At 64.5% G+C, this 20,492-nt stretch carries 24 protein-coding genes; 13 read left to right on the forward strand and 11 right to left on the reverse strand.

What is annotated here, in order from left to right; genetic code table 11:
- Positions 1–131: 131 nt before the first annotated feature.
- Entirely contained in the window at positions 132–1,514 is a 1,383-nt protein-coding gene (locus UB31_RS39970) for a hypothetical protein (protein ID WP_050044883.1), read from the forward strand.
- 33 nt (positions 1,515–1,547) lie between these two features.
- On the opposite strand, the gene UB31_RS30390 is transcribed toward UB31_RS39970, so the two are convergent.
- From UB31_RS30390 to UB31_RS30405, 4 genes are read right to left on the reverse strand one after another with little or no spacing between them, the layout of a single operon-like run.
- Complete coding sequence (locus UB31_RS30390; protein WP_045013476.1) at positions 1,548–2,288, reverse strand: ABC transporter ATP-binding protein; 741 nt, start codon at positions 2,286–2,288, stop codon at positions 1,548–1,550.
- Positions 2,285–3,118: an ABC transporter ATP-binding protein gene (locus UB31_RS30395; RefSeq protein ID WP_045013477.1), complete on the reverse strand. Its 834-nt coding sequence runs from the start codon at positions 3,116–3,118 to the stop codon at positions 2,285–2,287. Before UB31_RS30395 ends, UB31_RS30390 begins: the two co-directional genes overlap by 4 nt.
- Positions 3,115–4,440, reverse strand: coding sequence for a high-affinity branched-chain amino acid ABC transporter permease LivM (gene livM, locus UB31_RS30400; protein ID WP_045008465.1), 1,326 nt, complete (start codon positions 4,438–4,440; stop codon positions 3,115–3,117). The genes UB31_RS30395 and livM overlap by 4 nt, the downstream gene beginning before the upstream one ends.
- An 11-nt stretch (positions 4,441–4,451) precedes the next feature.
- Positions 4,452–5,369 (reverse strand): ABC transporter permease subunit, encoded by a 918-nt coding sequence (locus UB31_RS30405; RefSeq protein ID WP_045008464.1) that lies wholly within the window; start codon positions 5,367–5,369, stop codon positions 4,452–4,454.
- A gap of 263 nt (positions 5,370–5,632) precedes the next feature.
- On the opposite strand from UB31_RS30405, the gene UB31_RS40815 reads away from it, so the two are divergent.
- Positions 5,633–5,815: a hypothetical protein gene (locus tag UB31_RS40815; RefSeq protein ID WP_082078679.1), complete on the forward strand. Its 183-nt coding sequence runs from the start codon at positions 5,633–5,635 to the stop codon at positions 5,813–5,815.
- A 210-nt stretch (positions 5,816–6,025) separates the two neighbouring features.
- Positions 6,026–6,550: a hypothetical protein gene (locus UB31_RS30415; RefSeq protein WP_045013479.1), complete on the forward strand. Its 525-nt coding sequence runs from the start codon at positions 6,026–6,028 to the stop codon at positions 6,548–6,550.
- Here UB31_RS30415 and pcaC read toward each other — a convergent pair.
- From pcaC to UB31_RS30430, 3 genes are read right to left on the reverse strand one after another with little or no spacing between them, the layout of a single operon-like run.
- Entirely contained in the window at positions 6,512–6,904 is a 393-nt protein-coding gene (gene pcaC, locus UB31_RS30420) for a 4-carboxymuconolactone decarboxylase (protein ID WP_045013480.1), read from the reverse strand. The two genes, UB31_RS30415 and pcaC, sit on opposite strands and share 39 nt — an antisense overlap.
- 20 nt (positions 6,905–6,924) lie before the next feature.
- The gene (gene pcaD, locus UB31_RS30425) at positions 6,925–7,707 is read right to left on the reverse strand and encodes a 3-oxoadipate enol-lactonase (protein ID WP_045013481.1); all 783 of its coding nucleotides are present in this window, start codon (positions 7,705–7,707) and stop codon (positions 6,925–6,927) included.
- A gap of 36 nt (positions 7,708–7,743) precedes the next feature.
- Entirely contained in the window at positions 7,744–9,099 is a 1,356-nt protein-coding gene (locus UB31_RS30430; RefSeq protein ID WP_045013482.1) for a 3-carboxy-cis,cis-muconate cycloisomerase, read from the reverse strand.
- A gap of 172 nt (positions 9,100–9,271) precedes the next feature.
- Here UB31_RS30430 and UB31_RS30435 point away from each other — a divergent pair, with 172 nt between their 5' ends.
- The 9 genes from UB31_RS30435 to UB31_RS30475 all read left to right on the forward strand — a co-directional run bounded on the left by UB31_RS30435 (position 9,272) and on the right by UB31_RS30475 (position 16,707).
- Positions 9,272–9,718 (forward strand): SRPBCC family protein, encoded by a 447-nt coding sequence (locus tag UB31_RS30435; RefSeq protein WP_045008458.1) that lies wholly within the window; start codon positions 9,272–9,274, stop codon positions 9,716–9,718.
- Positions 9,719–9,852: 134 nt separating this feature from the next.
- The gene (locus UB31_RS30440) at positions 9,853–10,338 is read left to right on the forward strand and encodes a (2Fe-2S)-binding protein (protein WP_045013483.1); all 486 of its coding nucleotides are present in this window, start codon (positions 9,853–9,855) and stop codon (positions 10,336–10,338) included.
- 33 nt (positions 10,339–10,371) lie between these two features.
- Positions 10,372–11,178, forward strand: coding sequence for an FAD binding domain-containing protein (locus tag UB31_RS30445; protein ID WP_045008456.1), 807 nt, complete (start codon positions 10,372–10,374; stop codon positions 11,176–11,178).
- Between the two features lie 63 nt (positions 11,179–11,241).
- Complete coding sequence (locus UB31_RS30450) at positions 11,242–12,162, forward strand: AAA family ATPase (protein WP_045008455.1); 921 nt, start codon at positions 11,242–11,244, stop codon at positions 12,160–12,162.
- Between the two features lie 60 nt (positions 12,163–12,222).
- Entirely contained in the window at positions 12,223–13,425 is a 1,203-nt protein-coding gene (locus UB31_RS30455) for a vWA domain-containing protein (RefSeq protein WP_045013484.1), read from the forward strand.
- A 10-nt stretch (positions 13,426–13,435) separates the two neighbouring features.
- Positions 13,436–13,759 (forward strand): XdhC family protein, encoded by a 324-nt coding sequence (locus UB31_RS30460; RefSeq protein WP_007602422.1) that lies wholly within the window; start codon positions 13,436–13,438, stop codon positions 13,757–13,759.
- 2 nt (positions 13,760–13,761) lie between these two features.
- Positions 13,762–14,463, forward strand: coding sequence for an XdhC family protein (locus tag UB31_RS30465; RefSeq protein WP_045013485.1), 702 nt, complete (start codon positions 13,762–13,764; stop codon positions 14,461–14,463).
- Positions 14,460–16,064, forward strand: a complete 1,605-nt coding sequence (locus UB31_RS30470; protein WP_045008451.1) for an NTP transferase domain-containing protein — start codon at positions 14,460–14,462, stop codon at positions 16,062–16,064. The genes UB31_RS30465 and UB31_RS30470 overlap by 4 nt, the downstream gene beginning before the upstream one ends.
- A gap of 253 nt (positions 16,065–16,317) precedes the next feature.
- Complete coding sequence (locus UB31_RS30475; RefSeq protein WP_045013486.1) at positions 16,318–16,707, forward strand: DUF4189 domain-containing protein; 390 nt, start codon at positions 16,318–16,320, stop codon at positions 16,705–16,707.
- Between the two features lie 31 nt (positions 16,708–16,738).
- On the opposite strand, the gene UB31_RS30480 is transcribed toward UB31_RS30475, so the two are convergent.
- The gene (locus UB31_RS30480; protein ID WP_082078680.1) at positions 16,739–18,526 is read right to left on the reverse strand and encodes a CYTH and CHAD domain-containing protein; all 1,788 of its coding nucleotides are present in this window, start codon (positions 18,524–18,526) and stop codon (positions 16,739–16,741) included.
- Between the two features lie 199 nt (positions 18,527–18,725).
- On the opposite strand from UB31_RS30480, the gene UB31_RS30485 reads away from it, so the two are divergent.
- On the forward strand, positions 18,726–19,136 hold the full coding sequence (locus UB31_RS30485) for a DUF2000 family protein (RefSeq protein ID WP_045013487.1): 411 nt from the start codon (positions 18,726–18,728) through the stop codon (positions 19,134–19,136).
- A gap of 53 nt (positions 19,137–19,189) precedes the next feature.
- Here UB31_RS30485 and UB31_RS30490 read toward each other — a convergent pair whose 3' ends face one another.
- From UB31_RS30490 to UB31_RS30500, 3 genes are read right to left on the reverse strand one after another with little or no spacing between them, the layout of a single operon-like run.
- Positions 19,190–19,603, reverse strand: coding sequence for a GFA family protein (locus UB31_RS30490; RefSeq protein ID WP_045013488.1), 414 nt, complete (start codon positions 19,601–19,603; stop codon positions 19,190–19,192).
- 12 nt (positions 19,604–19,615) lie between these two features.
- A complete protein-coding gene (locus UB31_RS30495; protein WP_045013489.1) occupies positions 19,616–20,080 on the reverse strand; it encodes an SRPBCC family protein in 465 nt (154 codons plus the stop codon).
- Positions 20,077–20,412 carry an ArsR/SmtB family transcription factor gene (locus UB31_RS30500; protein WP_045013490.1) on the reverse strand — a complete coding sequence of 112 codons (336 nt, stop codon included), beginning with the start codon at positions 20,410–20,412 and terminating at the stop codon, positions 20,077–20,079. The genes UB31_RS30495 and UB31_RS30500 overlap by 4 nt, the downstream gene beginning before the upstream one ends.
- Positions 20,413–20,492 lie beyond the last annotated feature (80 nt).

Below are 20,492 nucleotides of genomic sequence, written 5' to 3' on the forward strand. Positions count from 1 at the left end.
GCCAGCCCGTTCCGGGCCAATGACGGCGATTGCAGCAGCACGTGAAATATGATCAACTACAAGAGATATTTTTCATTTCATACAATCACAAGACGTTGATCGACGTGCACTCTTTTTGATTGGAGAATTCCATGAAAGGCATCCTCCCACTCGTAATTTTTGGCGTCCTGATCGCAACGGCGCCGTGCTCCCTCGCTCAGCAGGGACCGGACCAGGCCTTGCAGCGTCTGAACGAATGCGTCGCCACCCCTCGTGCAAAGCCGTCGACGCAGGAAGACATCTTCAAATCGTTCAACCCGGCGATTTCGGACCCGGACCGCGTCTCGTGGTGCCTGTTCCTCTACGTGAGCTCCGGGAGCGCAACAGCGGGGAACAACAATGCGCTGTTCGAGACCTGGGCCAGCGACGGCGAGACATTCAACATGAACCCGCAATGGCCGACCACGCCCGCACCGAAGGTTCTGAGGCCGAACATTCTGTTGCAGATTCGCGAGTCCGATCGCGTGTTCCAGCTCGGGAAGCAGGGACGAGCCTTTCAACCCTTCGTTCTGCCGCCGCCGCGACCGCTGAAAGAGGGCGATAACCTCGAGGAGACCCGCCGCAACAAGATCGACTTCGACTTCATCGTCTCGCATGATCTCCACAAGATCTCGGGTCTACAAAAGGCGTTCGAAACCTTCACGCGGGACCGCAAGCTCCTGTCCTTCCCTGCCGATGCAATCGAGGTCAAGGCGAACTGGTTTCCTGTGCTGGACCCACAGGATCCGACCAAGAGCGGGATTCCCGGATATACGGGCAGTCCGGCTGATGCGGGCAAGTTCTACCACGTGAACACCGCGGCAGGTAAGCAGTACGCCCTCGTTTCCATGCACCTCATCTCGAAGATGGTGCCGAACTGGACGTGGGCGACCTTCGAGCATCGGAACAATCCTGGCCGCTGCGAATATATCGGCTGCCACGACAGTTTCGGCTCGACGCACGCCTCTGTCGCTCCCGATACGACGATCCCGGATCCCAGTGATCCGAGCTACCAAAATCCGGCGAACAATCCGAAGCCCTATCCGGTGTGCACGCACACACCGGCGCTCGCGAGTCTGTTCAAGGAGGCGCAGCTCGACCCGGCATTCCAGTTCTACTGCCTGAAGGGATCCCAGACCGATTTCACCGATGCAACCGGCATGGCCATCAGGCTCGGCAATTCGATCACGGAGGAGACCTTCGACTTTCAATCGTCGTGCATGACCTGCCACTCTCGTGCGGCCTTCGGCGCCGATGGTTCGGCGACCACGATCGCCGGATTCGACAACACGACCGGCGCTCCGCTCGGTCCCGTCCACGGCGAGTGGTACTGGACGACGCAGATCGGGGGCCCCTGGGGGCCGGCTGCGTTGCCGGTTGGTGCGACCGGGCAGATTCCGGCGGCGTTTTCCGCGGATTTTGTTTGGTCGATCCCGTTCTGCGCAGTCGACGATACGAGCAAGCCTGTTGCGAAGAGCCGCTGCGCCGCGAAATAGGGATGGGCAGGCACGGCGACGCACTGCGTTTCGCTAGCCGTGCCTGCCGCCTTCCAAATAGGCGGCGCGAATCTCGGGGCGCTGCAACAGCTCGGCGCCGGTTCCGGCGAGAGTAATCAGGCCGTTGACCATGACATAGCCGCGATGGGCGAGCTTGAGCGCATGATTGGCGTTCTGCTCGACGATCAGGACGGTCAGGCCGTCCTGCCGGTTCAAGGTGCGGATCGCGTCGAAGATCTGGCGGGCGATCAGCGGGGCGAGCCCGAGCGAGGGCTCGTCAAGCAAGAGCAGCCGAGGGCGGCTCATCAAGGCGCGGCCGATTGCCAGCATCTGCTGCTCGCCGCCGGACAGCGTGCCGCCGCGCTGGACGTAGCGTTCCTTCAGCCGCGGAAACAGCGAGAACACGCGTTCAAGCGTCGCGTCGCGCTCGGCGTCCGTGCATTCGGTGGCGTCCGCGCCCATCTGGAGGTTTTCCGCCACGCTCATGCGCGGGAAGATACGGCGGCCTTCCGGCGATTGCGCAATACGCAAATGCGCGATCTCGTGGGTGGGAACGTCGGTGATGTCGCGGCCTTCGTACAGGATCTGGCCGGCGCGGGCGCGCGGCTTGCCGAAGATCGTCATCATCAAAGTCGACTTGCCGGCGCCGTTGGCGCCGATCAGCGCGACGATCTCGCCGGAATTGATTTCGACGTCGACGCCCTTCAGCGCCTCGATCTTGCCATAGGCCGCACGCAGGCCGCGGATCGCGAGCAGGGGCGCAGCCGACGTCACGACCCGCTCTCCATCACGGCCACGGCCTCTTCCTCGTCGGTGCCGAGATAGGCGGCGATCACCTTGGGATCGTCGCGGACAGCACGGGGTGATCCTTCCGAGATCTTCACGCCATGGTCCATCACCACGATGTGGTCGGAGATCTCCATCACCACGGACATGTCGTGCTCGATCAGGAGGATCGAGGTGCCCAGCTCGTTGCGGATCGAGAGCAGCAGCTCGCTGAGGGCCGCGCTCTCGCGCGTATTGAGGCCGGCGGCGGGTTCGTCGAGGCACAAAAGTGCGGGCTCCGTACACATCGCGCGCGCGATCTCGAGCCGGCGCTGGTCGCCATAGGCGAGATTGCCGGCGGCGTCGTCGGCGCGGTCGAGCAGGTTGATCCGCTTGAGCCAGTCGGTGGCGAGATCGATCGCGTGCTTTTCGGCGTCGCGGTAGGTGGGCGCACCGATCAGGCCGAGGAAGGTGAAGCCGGAGGCGCGCATCAGCGTGTTGTGCTGCGCCACCATCAGGTTTTCCAGCGCGGTCATGCCGGGAAACAAGCGGATGTTCTGGAAGGTGCGGGCGACCTTGGCCTGCTTGGCAATGCGGAAATCGTTGAGCCGCTCCAGCGCGATTGTCTTGCCGTCGTCATGGGTGAGGCGGATGGCGCCGCCGCTCGGCTTGTAGAAGCCGGTGATGCAGTTGAACACGGTGGTCTTGCCGGCGCCGTTCGGCCCGATCAGTGCGGTGATCTTGTTCCGCTCGGCCGCAAACGACAGGTCCTGCACGGCGACGATGCCGCCGAAACGCATGGTGAGCCGGTCGACGCTGAGAATGGTCTCGCCGCTCATCCGTGTCCCTCTTTGACGAGGTCGGAGGAGATCGCTTGCGCCTTGGTCAGATAAACGGTCGGCGCGCGATGGCCGATCAGGCCGCGCGGCCGCCAGATCATGATCAGAACCATGGCGATGCCGAACACCAGCATGCGGTAGGTCTCGAGGCTGCGGAACAGCTCGAAGCCGCCGATCATGGCGAGTGCGGCCAGCGCCACGCCGAGCTGCGAGCCCATGCCGCCGAGCACGACGATGGCGAGCACCAGCGCCGATTCCTGGAAGGTGAAGGATTCCGGGCTGATGAAGCCCTGGCGGGTCGCGAAGAACGCGCCGGCGAAGCCGCCGAACATCGCTCCGGTCGCGAACGCGGTGAGCTTGGTGGTCGTGGTGTTGATGCCGAGCGCGCGGCAGGCGACTTCGTCCTCGCGGAGCGCCTCCCAGGCGCGGCCGATCGGCAAGCGCCGCAGGCGGATCGTGACCCAGTTGGTGAGCAGCGCGAGCGCCAGGATCACGTAGAACAGGAATACGATACGATGGGTCGGCGAGTACTCGATGCCGAGCTTGGCGGCGAGCCCGTCGTCGCTGTTGTCGAGCGGGATGCCGAAGAAGGAGGGACGCGGAATGCCGGAGACACCGTTGGGGCCACCGGTCAAATCCTGCCAGTTGATGATGACGAGGCGGATGATCTCGCCGAAAGCGAGTGTCACGATGGCGAGATAGTCGCCGCGCAGGCGCAGCACGGGGAAGCCGAGCAACACGCCCCAGAACGCGGCAAGGATGCCGGCGAGCGGTAGGCAGACCCAGAACGACCAGCCGAAATTGGTCGCAAGCAGCGCGTAGGAATAGGCGCCCACCGCGTAGAACGCGACGTAGCCGAGATCAAGCAGGCCGGCGAGCCCGACCACGACGTTCAGCCCCCAACCCAGCATCACATAGGTGAGCACGAGGATCCCGAGGTCGAGGATGTAGCGCTGGTCATAGAAGATGACCGGCATCAGCAGCGTAAAGCCCAGGAGTACCGGTGCGACGTAGCGGCCGACGAACGACATCCCGTTCTGCACCGCCGGCGGCACCAGTTTCTCGGCACCGCTGGGACCGATCCATTGCCGCAGCAGCTCGATCACGATCGAGCCGCCGAACACCGCGGCGACGAGGGAGGCAAGCTCGCCGAAGCGCGTCCAATAGGTGAGCTGGCCGTCGGAGCCTGCCTCGGTGCGGATGCCGACCATCAGCGAGAACAGCACCAGCGCGATCAGCGCGTTGAACAAGGCGGTCTTCAGAAGGGCGGGGATGCCGGCGGTGCGACTTGCGTGCTTGGTCTCGTGCGGGATGGGTGTCACGCGGCGGTCCGTCAGACTTTTTCGACTTCGGGACGGCCGAGCAGGCCGGTCGGCATGAAGATCAGCACGACGATCAGGATCGAGAACGCCGCGACGTCCTTGTACTCGACCGAAAAATAGGCCGACCAGAACGTCTCGATCAGGCCGATTGCGAGGCCGCCGAGCATGGCGCCGGGCAGCGAGCCGATGCCGCCGAGCACGGCGGCGGTGAACGCCTTGATGCCGGCGACGAAGCCCATAAAGAAATCGACCAGGCCGTAATAGAGCAGGTACATCAGGCCTGCGACCGCGGCGAGCGCGGCACCGATCACGAAGGTCATCGAGATGGTGCGATCGACGTCGACGCCGAGCAGCGCCGCCATGGTCTGGTCCTGCTCGCAGGCGCGCATGTCGCGTCCGAGCCGCGTGCGCGAGACCAGCCAGGTGAAGATCGCGAGCAGCACGATGGTGGTGAGGACCACCATGATCTGGATGTTGGAGAGCTGGATCACGAAGCCGTCCGCGCTCTCATGCAGCGTGTAGCCGCCGGTGATGAGCGGCGGGATCGGCTTGACACGGGCGCCCTGTGCCACCTGCGAGAAGTTGACCAGCACGAACGACATGCCGATCGCCGACAGCATCGGGGCGAGGCGGAAGGAGTGGCGCAGCGGCCGGTAAGCGATGCGCTCGATGGTCCAGCCATAAAGCGCGGTGATCGCCATCGAGACCAGCAGCACCACGATCAGGATCAGTGGGATCGCGGTCAGGCCGAACGAGACCAGGATCAGGAAGGTAATCAGGGAGATGAAGCCGCCGATCATGAAGACGTCGCCATGGGCGAAGTTGATCATGCCGACGATGCCGTAAACCATCGTGTAGCCGATCGCGATCAGGCCGTAGATCGAGCCGAGCACGAGGCCGTTGATGAGCTGCTGGGTGAAATAATCCATAGGCTGCCGTTACCCAAACCTGACGCGGCTCAAAGGGAGCTCTTGAGAGAGAGTTCTTGGGCCCCGGCAGCCCTCGAGCATTCTCCGTTTTGTAACAGGAGGGAACTGGCGGCTGCAACTGGCCATGTCTTGGCATAAAGGTTTGTACAGAGGTCATTTCGCGTTCCGGTTCCCGCATTTGCGAGGAATTGGGTTCCGCAGGCAACCAAAGCGGACACGAGCCGTTATCGAGCCTCTGACGTCTAACAAGGGAGTTTCCCCCAATGACGAAGCAGCAAGACCAGAATCCGGGCCAGCAGAACCAGAACCCCGGTCAGCGTCCCGGCCAGCAGCAGGGTGGCGGTCACAAGCCCGGCCAGCAGCAACAGGATCCGCAGCGCCAGGGCGACAAGCCCGGTCAGCAGCAGGGCGGCCAGCGCGGGCAGCACGATCAGGACAACAAGTAGATTTGGGAGCCCAAGAAATTGGGAGTCCAAGAACGAAGGGTAGTGATGAAGGCCCCGCCGAAAGGCGGGGCCCTTTTCGTCGGCCGCGCTGCTCGACGGGGCGGTTAAGGTAAACAAACGGTTTAAATTGCCGCCACAGTCCGATGCGAGTTAGCTCGTGGCAAATCCGCCGCCCGTCGAGGGCCGCGGGTCAGCGAAGCGGGAAGCGGCATGTTCAGGAATTGGCGGATCGGCTCGGTCAACGGCGCATTGCTGGCGGCCTATTTCATTCCGGCCTGGACCCTGGTCGCCTTCAACATCATGGTAGCGCCGGTGCACGGCCTCTACGAGCGGCCGAGCGTCGCGGTGGCGCTGTTCCTCAGCGACCAGCTCCAGATGTCCGGCATCGGCACGGTGCGCGCCGCCTGGCTCCTGGCACTCGGACGGTTGACCGTGGTGGCGTTCTTCGCGATCTATCTCGCGCTTCTCGTCATTCCCCGCACCCGCAAGAGCGGCGGCAGCGACGAGGCGCTCGGCATTGCGCTGGCGATCGGCAGCCTGATCTCGTTTGCGAGCATGATGATGGCCTCGAAGGTCGGCGAGATGGCCGCGCTCCGGCTGCACGCCACCGAGCTCCTGCTTCTGCTCGGTGCGGCCATCGTGCTGGTGATCGAACGGCCGGCGATGGCGCCGCAGACCGCCGAGGTGCCAGCGCCGCTAGCCCTTGAGCAGGCCGAGCTCCTGCACAATAGCTGAGGCTTCCTTCACGGCGTGGTTCGCCGCGGGGACGCCGCAATAAATCGCCTGCTGCAACAAGATTTCCTTGATGTCGTCGGGGGTGAAGCCGCCTTCCGCGAGCGCCGCGCGCACATGCAGGCGGAATTCGTCCCATTGCCCAAGCGCGACCATGGTGCCGATCACCAGCACCCGCCGCGTGCGCTCGTCGAAATGCGGCCGCGTCCAGATCTCACCCCAGGCGTAGCGCGTGATCATGTCCTGGAAGTCGGTGTTGAAGGCGTTGCGGTTGGCGATCGACCTGTCGACCCAGGCATTGCCCAGCACTTTTCGGCGCACATTCATGCCGGCATCGCGGCGCTTCTGGTCGTCCATGTGTTCTCTCCGGATAGCGCCTAGCGCTGCGTCAGGAAGCCCACCACCGCGTCGGTGAACGCGTGTGGCTGCTCGACATTGGAAATATGGGCGGCGTCGATGATGGTCATGCTCGCGCCGGGGATATTTGAACGGATCAATTCGCCCGCCGAGATCGGCGTCGCCATGTCGTGGCGGCCGGCGATCACCAGCGTCGGGCTTTTGATCTTCGGCAGCAGCTCACGCTGGTCGAGCGTCGACAGCGCTTCGCAGCAGGCGAGATAGCCCTCGACGGGGGTGGCGAGCAGCATCGACTTCATCCTGGCGGTGACATCGGGCTCGCGCTCGCGGAAATCGGCGGTCAGCCAGCCTGCGATCACGGCATCCGCGACCGCGGCGATGCCGCCCTTCTTCACGGCGTCGATGCGTTCCAGCCATTTGGTCGGCTCGGCATAGTAGCAGGAGGTATTGGCGAGGATCAGCTTGCCGAACCGCTCCGGCGCGTTGGCGCCCAGCCATTGTCCGACCATGCCGCCCATCGACAGGCCGCACCAATGCACCTTCTCGATGTTGAGATCGTCGAGGATCGCGAGCACGTCGCGGCCGAATCGCTCCATCGTGTAGGGAGCGGGCGCGACGCTGGACTTGCCGTGGCCGCGGCGGTCGTAGCGGATGACGCGGAACACCTGCGTCAGCGCTTTCATCTGCGGCTCCCACATCTGAAGCGTGCAGCCGAGCGAATTGGAGAGCATCAAGGTCGGCCCGCCGTCGCGGCCCTCGACGGAGACGTTGAGCAGGCAACCGTCGGCATCGATCATGGGCATGGATGGCGTCTCCGTTTAGTTCCGCTCAGGGCTGTTCTATTCGCGCTCGACGCTGTCGAGCAGGCGGTCGATCAAGGCTTGGGAAGCCCCTTGATAGGCCATCGGCTCGAACAATGCCGCAATTTTTTCCAGTGCGAGATGCGCGGTGACCTGCGGATCGGCCGACAGCACCTCGCGCAGATGCTTCTTCTCGGCGACCGCGCGCTTGCTCGCGGCCTCGATCAGATGATGCGCGTCGCTCTTGCCGATCTTCTCGGCCAGCGCAAAGGTGACGGCTTCGGCCATGATCAGGCCGTGCGTCGCGTCGAGATTGCTGCGCATGCGCGCGGCATCGACGTCGAGGCCCTCGGCGATATCGACGATCGCCGCGAGCGCGCCCGAGGTCACCAGCATCAGTTGCGGCAGCGTCGGCCATTCCGCATGCCAGGGACCGGCGCTGCGTTCGTGGTCCTGTACCTGGGCTGCAAAGATCGTTGCGGCAAGCTGCGGGGCCATGGTCGCGCAGCCGAGCGCACTGGCGGCTGCGACCGGGTTGCGCTTGTGCGGCATGGTCGAAGAGCCGCCGCGGCCTACGCCGGCGGGCTCGAACGCCTCGGCGACGTCGGTCTGCATCATCAGCGAGACGTCGCGTGCGATCTTGCCGCAGCTTCCGGCGAGAATCGCCAAGCACGCGGCAGCCTCCGCGATCCGGTCGCGATGGGTGTGCCAGGGCGCTTCGGGCAGTGGCAGGTTCAGCTCCTGCGCCAGCCGCTCGGACACCGCGAGCCCGTTATTGCCGAGCGCTGCGAGCGTGCCGGCGGCGCCGCCGAATTGCAGCGCGAGGCCCTCGCGGCGTAGCCGTCGCAAGCGGCAGCGCGCACGGGCAAGGCTTGAAGCATATTCGGCGGCCTTCAGCCCGAACGGCATCGGCAGCGCGTGCTGGAGCCAGGTCCGTGCCACCATCGCGGTATTGCGATGGGCCCGCGCCAGTGCGGCAAACCCCCTGATGGCACGGCTGAGATCGGCATCCAGCGCTTCGACGCCGGCGCGCAGCGTCAGCATGGTGGCGGTGTCGATGACGTCCTGGCTGGTCGCACCCCAATGCACATAGCGGGCGGCCTCGCCGTCGGCCTTCGCGACATTGGCAGTCAGCATCTTGACCAGCGGAATCGCCAGATTGCCCGATCGCGTCGCGGCCTCCGCGAGTGCGGTCATGTCAAAGGAATCGGCCTTGCAGGCTGCCTCGATCGGCCCCACCGCGGCCTTAGGGATCACGCCCGTGGCGGCTTCGGCCCGTGCCAAAGCTGCCTCGAAATCGAGCATATTCTGGAGGGTGGAACGGTCGTCGCAGACGGTGCGCATGGCTGCGCTCGACAGCATCGGCGCGAGCAGGGGGGAGAGGGCTGTGCTCATGGTGTGCGGGACCTAACCACCATGGCCCGGCCGTGCCAATCCCAAACCGCCCGCGGCAGGCTTTTTGCGGTTGCGAATATGCATTGCACGTGGCCGGGCGCCGCCCTTTCCTTTGCGGCCTCCGTGCGTTACTTGAGCAACGTTATCTTATTGCGATCCCGGGAGGCACCCCATGGCCATGACAATGAACGGCGAAGTCCAGCTTGCGGCGCCGCGCGAGGCCGTGTGGGAGAAGCTCAATGACCCCGCGGTGCTGAAGGCCTGCATCCCCGGCTGCGAGGAGCTCGAGAGGACCGACGACGGCGGTTTTCGCGCGGTGGCGAAAATGAAGGTCGGCCCGGTCTCGGCGCGCTTCAAGGGCAAGGTCGCGCTGAGCGATCTCGACCCGCCGAACGGCTACAAGATTTCCGGCGAAGGCGAGGGCGGGGTGGCCGGCTTTGCCAAGGGCGGCGCAGTCGTGAAGCTGTCCGATAAGGACGGCGGCACACTGCTCGTCTATGACGTCGAGGCGCAGATAGGCGGCAAGTTGGCGCAGCTTGGACAACGCCTGATCAATGGCACCGCCAAGAAGCTGGCCGACGAATTTTTTGCGAATTTCGCCAAGGCGGTACAGGGCTAGCGGCCCTTGCCTTTCGGCATGGCGGCTTGCGTCCCGGGCGATGTTGCCCAAGGGGACAATGGCCCATATGATGGGTTGGAATAACTATAAAAACCGCTTCGACGGGACCCGTCGGGGCGCTGAAGAGAGTGCTTATGGCAAAAATCTCCCTTATCGTGAACGGCAATCCTGTTACCGGCAATATCGACCCGCGCACGCTTCTGGTGCAGTTCCTGCGCGAGAATCTGCAGCTCACCGGCACCCATGTCGGCTGCGACACCTCGCAGTGCGGCGCCTGCGTCGTGCATCTCGACGGCAAGGCCGTGAAATCCTGCACCACGCTTGCGGTGATGGCCGATGGCCATGAGGTCAAGACCATCGAGGGACTGGCGGCCGACGGCGCGCCGCTGCATCCGATGCAGGAGGCCTTCCGCGAGCACCATGGTCTGCAATGCGGCTTCTGCACACCGGGCATGATCATGACCGCGATCGACCTTGTGCATCGCAAGGGCAACGAGCTCGACGACCACACCATTCGCGAGGAGCTGGAAGGCAATCTCTGCCGCTGCACCGGCTACCAGAACATCGTCGCCTCGATCGCCGCCGGCGCGAAGGCGATGGCGAACTCCGATCTCGTGTAAACCGCGCGCGCATTCCGCGATCAGGACACCCACATGTACGAATTCAAATACCATCGCCCCGGGACTGTGCGGCAGGCGGCCAACCTCCTGGTGAAGAACGAGGACGCCAAGCTGATCGCCGGCGGCCACACGCTGATTCCCGTCATGAAGCAGCGCCTCGCCAGCCCCCCGCATCTCGTCGACCTCTCCCACATCGAGGGGCTCAATACGATCGAGATGAAGGGCCGCTCGCTCGTGATCGGTGCCACCGCCAAGCACGCCGAGGTCGCGACCTCCGCCATCGTCGGTGAGGCGATCCCGGCGCTGGCCAATCTGGCGAGCCAGATCGGCGACCCCGCCGTGCGCCACAAGGGCACCATCGGCGGCTCGCTCGCGAACAACGACCCGACCGCGGATTATCCCGCCGCCGTGCTCGCGCTCGGCGCGACCATCGTCACCAACAAGCGCCGGCTCAAGGCGGAAGAGTATTTCCAGGGCCTGTTCACGACGGCGCTGGAGGCCGACGAGATCATCACCAAGGTGATGTTCCCGCTGCCGAAGAAGGCGGCCTACATCAAATTCCGCAACCAGGCCTCGCGCTATGCGCTGGTCGGCGTGTTCGTGGCGCGCCGTCCCTCGGACGTGCGTGTCACTGTCACCGGTGCAGGCTCCGATGGCGTGTTCCGCATCGAGGCGTTCGAGGAGGCGCTGAAGAAGCGCTTCTCGTCGAAGGTGCTGGAAGGCATCGACGTGCCGGCGGAGGGGCTGAACAGCGACATCCACGGCAGCGCCGAATATCGCGCGCATCTCATCGGGGTGCTGACGCGGCGCGCCGTCGACGCCGCCAATGCCAAGGAATAAATGGGCCTCGCGCATTGGCCCAATACTTGTCCCTCGTGAGGGCGTAGCGAGACTGGCTCTTTCATGACTTCAGCGGCCAATACTTCCGGTGCGTTGCCGGCATCGGTCGACGCGATGCTCGAACTTTTGACATCGCGCGGCTATCTCGCCGAGCGGTCGCTGGCGACGGTGACGTATCTCTCGCTGCGCATGGGCCGGCCGCTGTTTCTCGAAGGCGAGGCGGGCGTCGGCAAGACCGAGATCGCAAAGGTGCTGTCGGCGGCGCTGGGGCGGAAGCTGATCCGCCTCCAGTGCTATGAAGGCCTCGACGTCTCCTCGGCTGTCTACGAGTGGAACAGCGCCGCGCAGATGATCGCGATCCGGATGGCGGAAGCCGCCGGCGATACCGATCGCGATCAGTTGTCCTCCGATATCTTCGCCGACCGCTACATGATCAAGCGGCCGCTGCTCCAGGCGCTGGAGCCTGACGTCGCCGGCCCGCCGGTGCTGCTGATCGACGAGCTCGACCGCGCCGACGAGGCGTTCGAGGCGTATCTGCTCGAAATCCTCAGCGACTTCCAGGTGACGATCCCCGAATTCGGCACCGTGAAGGCGCCGCACCCGCCGATCGTCATCATTACCTCCAACCGCACCCGCGAGATCCACGATGCGCTGAAGCGGCGCTGTCTCTATCACTGGGTGGATTATCCCGCCGCCGATCGCGAGCTAGCGATCGTCAAGTCGCGCGTGCCCGGCATCTCCGCAAAACTGTCGCAGCAGGTCGTGCGCTTCGTCCAGGCGCTGCGCAACCAGGATTTCTACAAATCGCCGGGCGTCGCCGAGACCATCGACTGGGCTACCGCGCTGTCGGAGCTCGATGCCCGCTCGCTGACCCCGCAGGTGGTCGGCGACACGCTGGGCGCGCTGCTCAAGTACCAGGACGACATCACGCGGATGCAGGGCGACACCTTGCAGAAGGTGCTGAAGGAAGCGACGAGCGATTAGCCGTCATTCCGAGTTTGCGCTAGGCGCGCCTGGGAATGACGAGGGGATGGATACGAGACCATGGCCATCAACCATCTGGCGCCAGAGCAAACCGAGCAGTTCGCCGACAACATCGTCGGCTTTGCCCGCGCCTTGCGTGCGGCCGGCATGCCGGTCGGGCCGGGCGCGGTCATCGATGCCATGAACGCGCTTCAGGTGATCGACATCGGCAGCCGCGCTGACGTCTTCACTACGCTGGAGGCGATCTTCGTCAAGCGCCACGAGCATGCGCTGATCTTCAAGCAGGCCTTCAATCTGTTCTTCCGCGCTTCGGAGGAGTGGAAGCACATGCTGGATTCGGTGCCGCTGCCAGATGGCGCCAAGAAGAAACCGCCGGCGGCCGCGCGCCGGGTGCAGGAGGCGATGTCGCAGCCGCGGATGACGGAGACGCCGCAGCACCAGGAGCAGGATCTGCGCCTGTCGGTGTCCGATAAGGAGATCCTTCAGAAGAAGGATTTCGCGCAGATGAGCGCGGCGGAGATCACCGAAGCACTGCGCGCCATCGAGCGGATGCGGCTGCCGCAGGCCGAGCTTCTGACGCGCCGGCACCGGCCAGATCCGCGCGGCCTGCGGCTCGACCTGCGCCGCACCTTGCGCGCCTCGCTCCACACCGGCGGCGACATCATCAACATCCACCGTCTCGGGCGCATCGAGAAGCCGGCGCCGATCGTGGCGCTGCTCGATATCTCGGGCTCGATGAGCGAGTACACCCGCCTGTTTCTCCACTTCCTGCATGCCATCGGCGACGCCCGAAAGCGCGTCTCGGTGTTCCTGTTCGGCACCCGGCTCACCAATGTCACCCGCGCGCTGCGCCAGCGCGATCCCGACGAGGCGCTGGCGAGTTGCTCGGCGGCGGTCGAGGACTGGGCCGGCGGTACGCGGATTTCGGGCTCGCTGCACAACTTCAACAAATTGTGGGCGCGGCGCGTGCTAAGCCAGGGCGCCATCGTGCTGCTGATCTCCGACGGGCTGGAGCGGGAGGCCGATTCCAAGCTTGCCTTCGAGATGGATCGGCTGCACCGGTCCTGCCGGCGGCTGATCTGGCTGAACCCGCTCTTGCGGTTCAGCGGCTTCGAAGCCAAGGCGCAGGGCATCAAAATGATGCTCCCGCACGTTGACGAATTCCGCCCCGTGCATAATTTGAGTTCGATCCAGGAGCTGATCGCCGCGCTCTCCCGGCCGCTGCCGCCGCAACACCGCAGCCTGATCCGCTCCGCAGCCTGAGAGGCCAACCATGCTCGATCGTGACGAGGATATCTTGAAGGCGGCAGAGGACTGGCAGAAGGCCGGCCGTGGCGTCGCGCTGGCGACCGTGGTGGAGACCTGGGGCTCGGCGCCGCGCCCGGCGGGCTCCAGCCTCGTCATCAACGATGAAGGCACCTTTCTGGGGTCGGTCTCCGGCGGCTGCGTCGAGGGCGCCGTGGTCACCGAGGCCATGGACGTGATCCAGAGTGGCAAGCCGAGGATGCTGGAGTTCGGCGTCGCCGACGAGACCGCCTGGAATGTCGGGCTGTCCTGCGGCGGCACCATCCGCGTCTTCGTCGAGAAAGTCGGTTAGTCGTGAAGCTCGCGATCCTGCACGAACTCAACGCCGAGCGCGCCGCGCGCCGGCCGGCGATCCTGGTGACGGACACCGAGAGCGGCGAGCAGCGCCTGGTGAAGGCGAAGGATTTTGCCAAAGACCCGCTGGGTGCCGAGCTTGAAAAACAGCTTCGCATGGGCAAGAGCGGCAATGTCGAAGCTGGCGGCAAGAAACTGTTCCTCAACGTCTACGCGCCGACTGCAAAGCTCGTCATCATCGGCGCGGTCCATATCAGCCAGGCCTTGGCGCCGCTGGCGCGCTCGCTTGGTTATGACGTCACGGTGATTGATCCGCGCACCGCCTTTGCGAGCCCCGAGCGCTTCCCCGATATTCCGCTGGTCGCCGAATGGCCCGATACCGCGCTGCCGCCGCTCAATGTCGATGCCTACACGGCCTTCGTTGCGGTGACGCACGATCCGAAGATCGACGATCCCGCGCTGCTGCACGCCTTCGAGCGCAACTGCTTCTATATCGGCGCGCTTGGCTCGCGGAAGACGCACGCCAAGCGCGGCGACCGGCTGCGGGCGCAGGGCGCCAAGGACAGCGACGTGGCGCGCATCCGCGCCCCCATTGGACTTGCGATCGGCGCGGTTTCACCGTCCGAGATTGCGGTGTCGATCATGGCCGAGATCACGGCGGTGCTTCGGCTACCTCCTAAGGAAAAAGAAGAAGCGGCATGAAGTTCGGTCCGGCGAGCCCCAAGGACGCGATCGGCGGGGTGACCGTCCACACCCTGCGCCAGGGACCGCTGGTGCTGAAGAAAGGCACGACGATCGGCCCCGCCGAGATCGAGGCGCTGACGCGCGCCGGCATCAAGGACGTTGTCGTGGTGCGGATGGAAGAGGGCGATGTCTCCGAGGACGTCGCGGCCGCCAGTATCGCGCTTGCGATCGGCGGCGAGGGCATCCATGTCGAGCGCGCCTTCACCGGCCGCGCCAATCTGTTTGCCGCACGCCCGGGCCTGCTGGTGATCGACCGCGGGGCGGTCGACCGCATCAATAATATCGACGAAGCCATCACCTTTGCGACGCTCTCCGCCTTCAAGCCGGTGGTCGAGGGCGAGATGGTCGGCACCGTCAAGATCATTCCGTTCGGCGTTGAAGGAAGCTTGCGTGATGCCGCGGTGGAGGCGGCCGGCAAGGACGTCCTGAAGATCGCGCCCTACATCATCAAGCGCGTCGGCATCGTCTCGACGCTGCTGCCGGGACTATCCTCCAAGGTGGTCGACAAGACGTTGCGCGTGACCGCTGATCGGCTCGCGCCGGCCGGCGCCAAGATCATCGCCGAGCGCCGCGTTCAACACGACGAACCAGCGCTGTCGGCGGCGATCAAGGAGCTGCTCGCGCTCGGCGCGGAGCTCGTCATCGTGTTCGGGGCCTCCGCGATCGCCGACCGCCGCGACGTGATCCCGGCCGCGGTCACCGAGGTCGGCGGCGAGATCGAGCATTTCGGCATGCCGGTCGATCCCGGCAATCTGCTTTTGATTTCCCGCGTCGGCGGCGTGCCGGTGCTGGGCGCGCCCGGCTGTGCGCGCTCGCCGGTCGAGAACGGGTTCGACTGGGTGCTGATGCGGCTTTTGGCCGGCATCAAGGTGACGCGCTCCGAGCTGATGGGCATGGGTGTCGGCGGGCTCCTGATGGAGATCGTGACGCGGCCGCAGCCGCGCGCAAAGCCCGAGACCGAGGGCAACAGCAACATCGCAGCCATCGTGCTCGCGGCAGGCCGCTCGACCCGGATGGGCGGCCCGAACAAGATGTTGGCCGAGCTCGACGGCAAGAAGCTGGTGCGGATCGCGACCGAGCAGGCGCTGGCCTCGAAAGCATCCGAGGTGATCGTCGTCACCGGACATCAGACTGAGCTGGTCGAGCAGGCGCTGAAGGGCCTGAAGGTGAGGTTCGTCCGCAATCCGGATTTCGCCGGCGGCATCGCGAGCTCGGTCAAGGCCGGCATCGCGGCCGTGCCGGAAGGCTATGACGGCGCCGTGGTCTGTCTCGGTGACATGCCGCTGATCGATGCCGGCCTGATCGACCGTCTCATCGACGGCTTTGCGCCGGACCGCGGCAATCTCATCGTCGTTCCCGTCAGCGACGGCCGCCGCGGCAATCCCGTGCTGTGGTCGCGCCGCTTCTTCAAGGAATTGATGACGCTCGACGGCGATGTCGGCGCGCGTCACCTGATCGCCAGGCACACCGAGGCAGTCGCCGAAGTGGCCGTCGACGGCGAGGGCGCCTTCCTCGACATCGACACGCCGCAGGCACTGGAAGCGGCACGGCGAGGATGACGGTGCGTAGGGTGGGCAAAGGTGCATAGCGCCGTGCCCACCATCTCTCCATAACGTCATCGCTAAATTGGTGGGCACGCTACGCTTTGCCCACCCTACGCCACTGTTTCCGCGGTGAAACAGTTGGTGGATTACGCTTCGCTGATCCACCCTACGGCACTTCGCGATCGCCCAATTTCAACTCGCCGTTCACCATCTGGAAACGGTCCCGCGCTTAGAGTCGTCCCACCTGCCTTGGGGGGAGGGGTTTTCCATGGTTTCGAACGTCGTCGCGCGCCGTTGCGCGATGTTTTTCTTTGCGCTGTCGGTTTGTGTCGCCGGCGCCCGCCACATCACCGAAGCCCAGGCTGCCGGCGCGTTTGCGGTCGGCAAGTGCGGCGCCTATGGCCAGGCCTTTGATTATGGCGCCGAGCACGAGGCCCGCGCCGCGGCGCAGAAGCAGTGCAAGGGCGACTGCACGACCGTGACGATGAAGCGCGCCTGTGCGGCGATGTCGGTCGATATGGCCAACCCTTGCGGCGCCTATGGCTATGCCGTGAAGCCGAGGATCTCGGCCACGCTCAATGCCGCGACGCGCGAATGCTACAAATTTGGCGGCAAGGAATGCGTGATCCGCGCCTGGGCCTGCGACGCCAAAGGCTGACAGCCGCCCTTGGAAGTCGCTGCCCGGTCGATCAGTCCTGTGCCTCGGCCGACCAGGGGACCTTGGTCTTGACGAAATCCGACCATGCCTGCTTCAGGCGTGGCTCGACGCCGACCATCGCGTGGGCCTGCCAGCCGGCGATCGCGGCGGCCGCGGTGCTGCTGTCCGAGGACTCGGTGCCGACATCTGCGAGCAGCGAAGCCGTCGTCGCCATGTCGTTGTAGAGTCCGAGCTGTTGTTGCAGGTCGGCCAGCCCTTTGGAAAAGCGCTTGGCCGATTTTCGCTGTCCGTAAAGCGGCAACAGGAAGTCGGCGACGTAGCGCAGCTTCTTCGCGGCGAGCCGCAGCCGGTGCAGCTCTTCCGGGGTGCGCGATTTGAATCGACGGCCGCGCTTGAGCACTTTCGTATGCTGAGCCGAGAGAATGCGTTGCGCGAAGTTCATGGCGGGCACGGCCAGTTGCCCCAGATGTTCCGGAGCGACGTCGCTGCGCCAGCCGCGGGTCTCGATCCAGCCGCCAAGCCCGATCAGGAAACATGACGCGCGGCGATCGGCCAGTACCATGCGCGCCTTGTCGTAGCTGGCCGCCCGGCGCTGCTCGACGGCTTCCTCCAGCGCGTCGAAGCCCGCAATCGCGGGGCAGCCTTGTGCAACGACGCGCAATGTCTCCTGTTGGAAGACGTCCCAGTCACGCGCGGGGGAGAGATTTTGTGCCAGCCATTTGGCTTCCGTCCGCAGCAGATCGAGCTTGCTCAACGACACCACCGATCGCATCAGGTCCAGCGCGGATCGGAGGCGGCGCAGTGCCACACGAAGCTGGTGAATGCCCTCGGGATCGCGCCCGTCCTCGGCGGCGGGAAGCGACTGGAGCAGATGATGCAGACAGGCGCGCAGGATCGTGGCAAATGCCTCGTCAAGCGATGCGGATGGATCAAGGCGAAGCTTGCGCGGCCTTTTCGCGGCTGGCGAGGTCTCGGCTGCGAGGTCAAATCCGCGCGCGGATTTGCTGCGAATGGAAGGCCTGGCCGGTCCATGCTCCGCGAGACGTAGCGCCAGTTCATAGATCGCCGATGGGTTGCCAGCCTTGAGCTCCAGCTCGATTTCGCTGACCGGCATCGATCGATCGCCGGATTTCAGCTGACCCTGGTCGAAAGCGATCTCGACTGTGCCGGACGGCAGGTCGACGATGCGCTGATGCCGGCGAATGTCGGTGGTGAAGACGGCTTCGAGCGGGTGTCGTTCGAGATCGGCGCGTAGCTTTTCGGGAATGAAGGGGAGCGCCAGCGCGATGTCGGGAGCAATGGAGGGCACGCTCGCCTCCCATTCGCCGCGCCGCAGCGGATCGTTGCCGAATTCGGCCTTCATCGTCTGCGTAAAACGCGCGCCGCTCTGGCGGACCCGAAAACTCAATCCGTTGCGTTGAAGCGCGCGTTTGGGCGTGTCGTAGTAGACGGCCTTGAGGTGTTTTCGCGAACCCTTGTTGCGCGCGTTAGCAACGATGACGGGCGCGTCCCTGAAATCGGCGAGGCGATCGGCATCCACGAGCAGCTTGAGCTCGATCTCGGTGGCGCGTGGCGCAGCATCGCGGGACAGAGAGGTTTCCGACGTCGTCGCCTCGCCACGCGCGTCATCGGCGAAGAGGTCGGCCTGCGAAGTTTCGTGCGATGAGAGCGTGTTGTCAGGGAACTCGGAACCAGACGCTGTGCCTGAGGTGGCGGAGTTCTTGATTTTCTTCCCGTTCTCCGGAACCAGATGGCCGTTGGCCCTCGCAAGCCGCTGCACGGGTTCGATGGCTCGCTTGATCGCGCCGGTTTCCGACATACTCAATTTATGACAGTTCGATGACAGGGCCGCGATATATAGCCCACTCGACTCCCGAGGAGAAGCGCAGCCGGACGCATCTCGATTGAAATTTCCCAACTGTGATCGATAGGACAATTCGGGTTACATTCGTGTCCGCAGCCGGCGCGCGAGGAATTGTCGTTTCTTTCCCGACGCTTGAATGTGTGCGGGAGAATTCATGCTGTTCGATACGAAGATTGCCGTTGTTATTCGCAACGATCTCCAAGCTTGGCAGAAGCTCAATGTCGCGTCGTTCCTGACCGGCGGCGTCGCCGCTGCCTTTCCGGAATGCATCGGCGAAGCCTATGGGGATGCCTCAGGCACGAAATATCTTGCGCTGATCGGCCAGCCGATCCTGATCTATGGCGCCGATGGTCCGGCCTTGTCGCGCGCGCTCGATCGGGCACTCGCGCGCGATGTCACGCCGGCGGTCTATACCGAGGACATGTTCAAGACCACGCATGACGCGGCCAATCGCGAGGTGGTGAAGGCGGTGGCGCGCACAGAGCTCAATCTCGTCGGGATCGCGATGCGCGCCGAGCGCAAGGTGATCGACAAGATCGTCGATGGATTGAAGTTTCATAGTTGAACGTAGGTGCTGTTGTTTCACCTCTCTCGCAAGCGGGAGAGGGAGCGCACCACTCACATCGGCGGCATGGTCTCGAACTTCGTCAGTCCCGGATCGAGATGATCCCAGTCATGCCCGCGCGCGGCGTAAGTGACCACTTGCGGCTTGTAGCGGGTGGGCTCGTCAAGGCTGGCGGCGCGGATGGTGAAGATGCCGGGCATCGCGGCAAATGTCATGTAGACCGGCAGGCCGCACACGGCGCAGAACGCGCGCGTCTTCACATTGCCGCTGTCGCCGACCATGTCCCATCGCCTGGCCTCGCCGGTCACCGTGACGCCGTCGCGCGCGAAAGTCGCGTACGAGCCGTGGCCAGTGCCACTCTCGCGCTGGCAGTCCCGGCACTGGCAGTGATTGCTGAACAGAGGCTCACTGGCAATCGAATAGCGGATCGCGCCGCAGGCGCAGCCGCCGGTATAGGGCTTGTCCATCGCGATAACTCCTTAACTCTCTTCGCCGCTGATTTCGTCGAGCCGCCGGACGACCTTCTTCCAGCCACCGCTCATGACCGTGTAGGCACTCTCGTTCCTGGGCAGCACGAAGCCCGCATGAACCAATTGAATCCGCGTGCCGGCTTCGATCGGGGTGAGGGACCACGTCACTGTCGTGTCGAGCGGGGCGCCGTAGCCGGTGTTGCGTTCATCGCCGCCCTTCCAGGCGTAGACGAGGCGCCTGAAAGCCACGACCTCCAGGACGCGGCAATGGATGACACCGTCCCAGTTGCCGCCTGGCGTGGTCTGGAACGTGAAAGTGTTGCCGACGACGGCTTCGAAGCCGGTTGGCTTCATCAGCCAGCGCGCGATCAGCTGGGCGCTGGTCAGCGTCTTCCAGATCGTCTCGGGCGCGTGAGGGAAGACCTCGTCCAACACGATGTCTTTGGTCTCGGCTTTCAGCTCGGCTGCACTCACGGGTCGATCTCCTTCAAGAGGTCACGCAGGTTCTGGAAGCGCTCGCGCCAGAAGACGCCGTAATGATCCATCCAGGTCACCAGCGGCTCGAGTCCTTCAGGCGCGGCGCGGTAATAGACGTTACGGCCCTCGGCACGCTCGGCGACGAGGCCGGCCTGCTTCAACGATTTCAGGTGCTGCGAGATGGCTCCTTGAGTCACCCCGCTGCCGCGCGTCAGCTCCGCAACGCTGATCTCCTTGCTCTCGAACACGCGCTCGAACACGGCACGGCGGGTCGGATCGGCGAGGGCGCGCATCACGGCGGTGACGGGATTTGGGGCTGCTTCGATCATACCGATCAATTAGTAAATACTAATGCATTAGTCAACGCTAATTATTTATCGTGGTGCGTGGGGTTCGATCCTCAATTGAC

Source organism: Bradyrhizobium sp. LTSP849, from assembly GCF_000938255.1.
Taxonomy (GTDB): domain Bacteria; phylum Pseudomonadota; class Alphaproteobacteria; order Rhizobiales; family Xanthobacteraceae; genus Bradyrhizobium.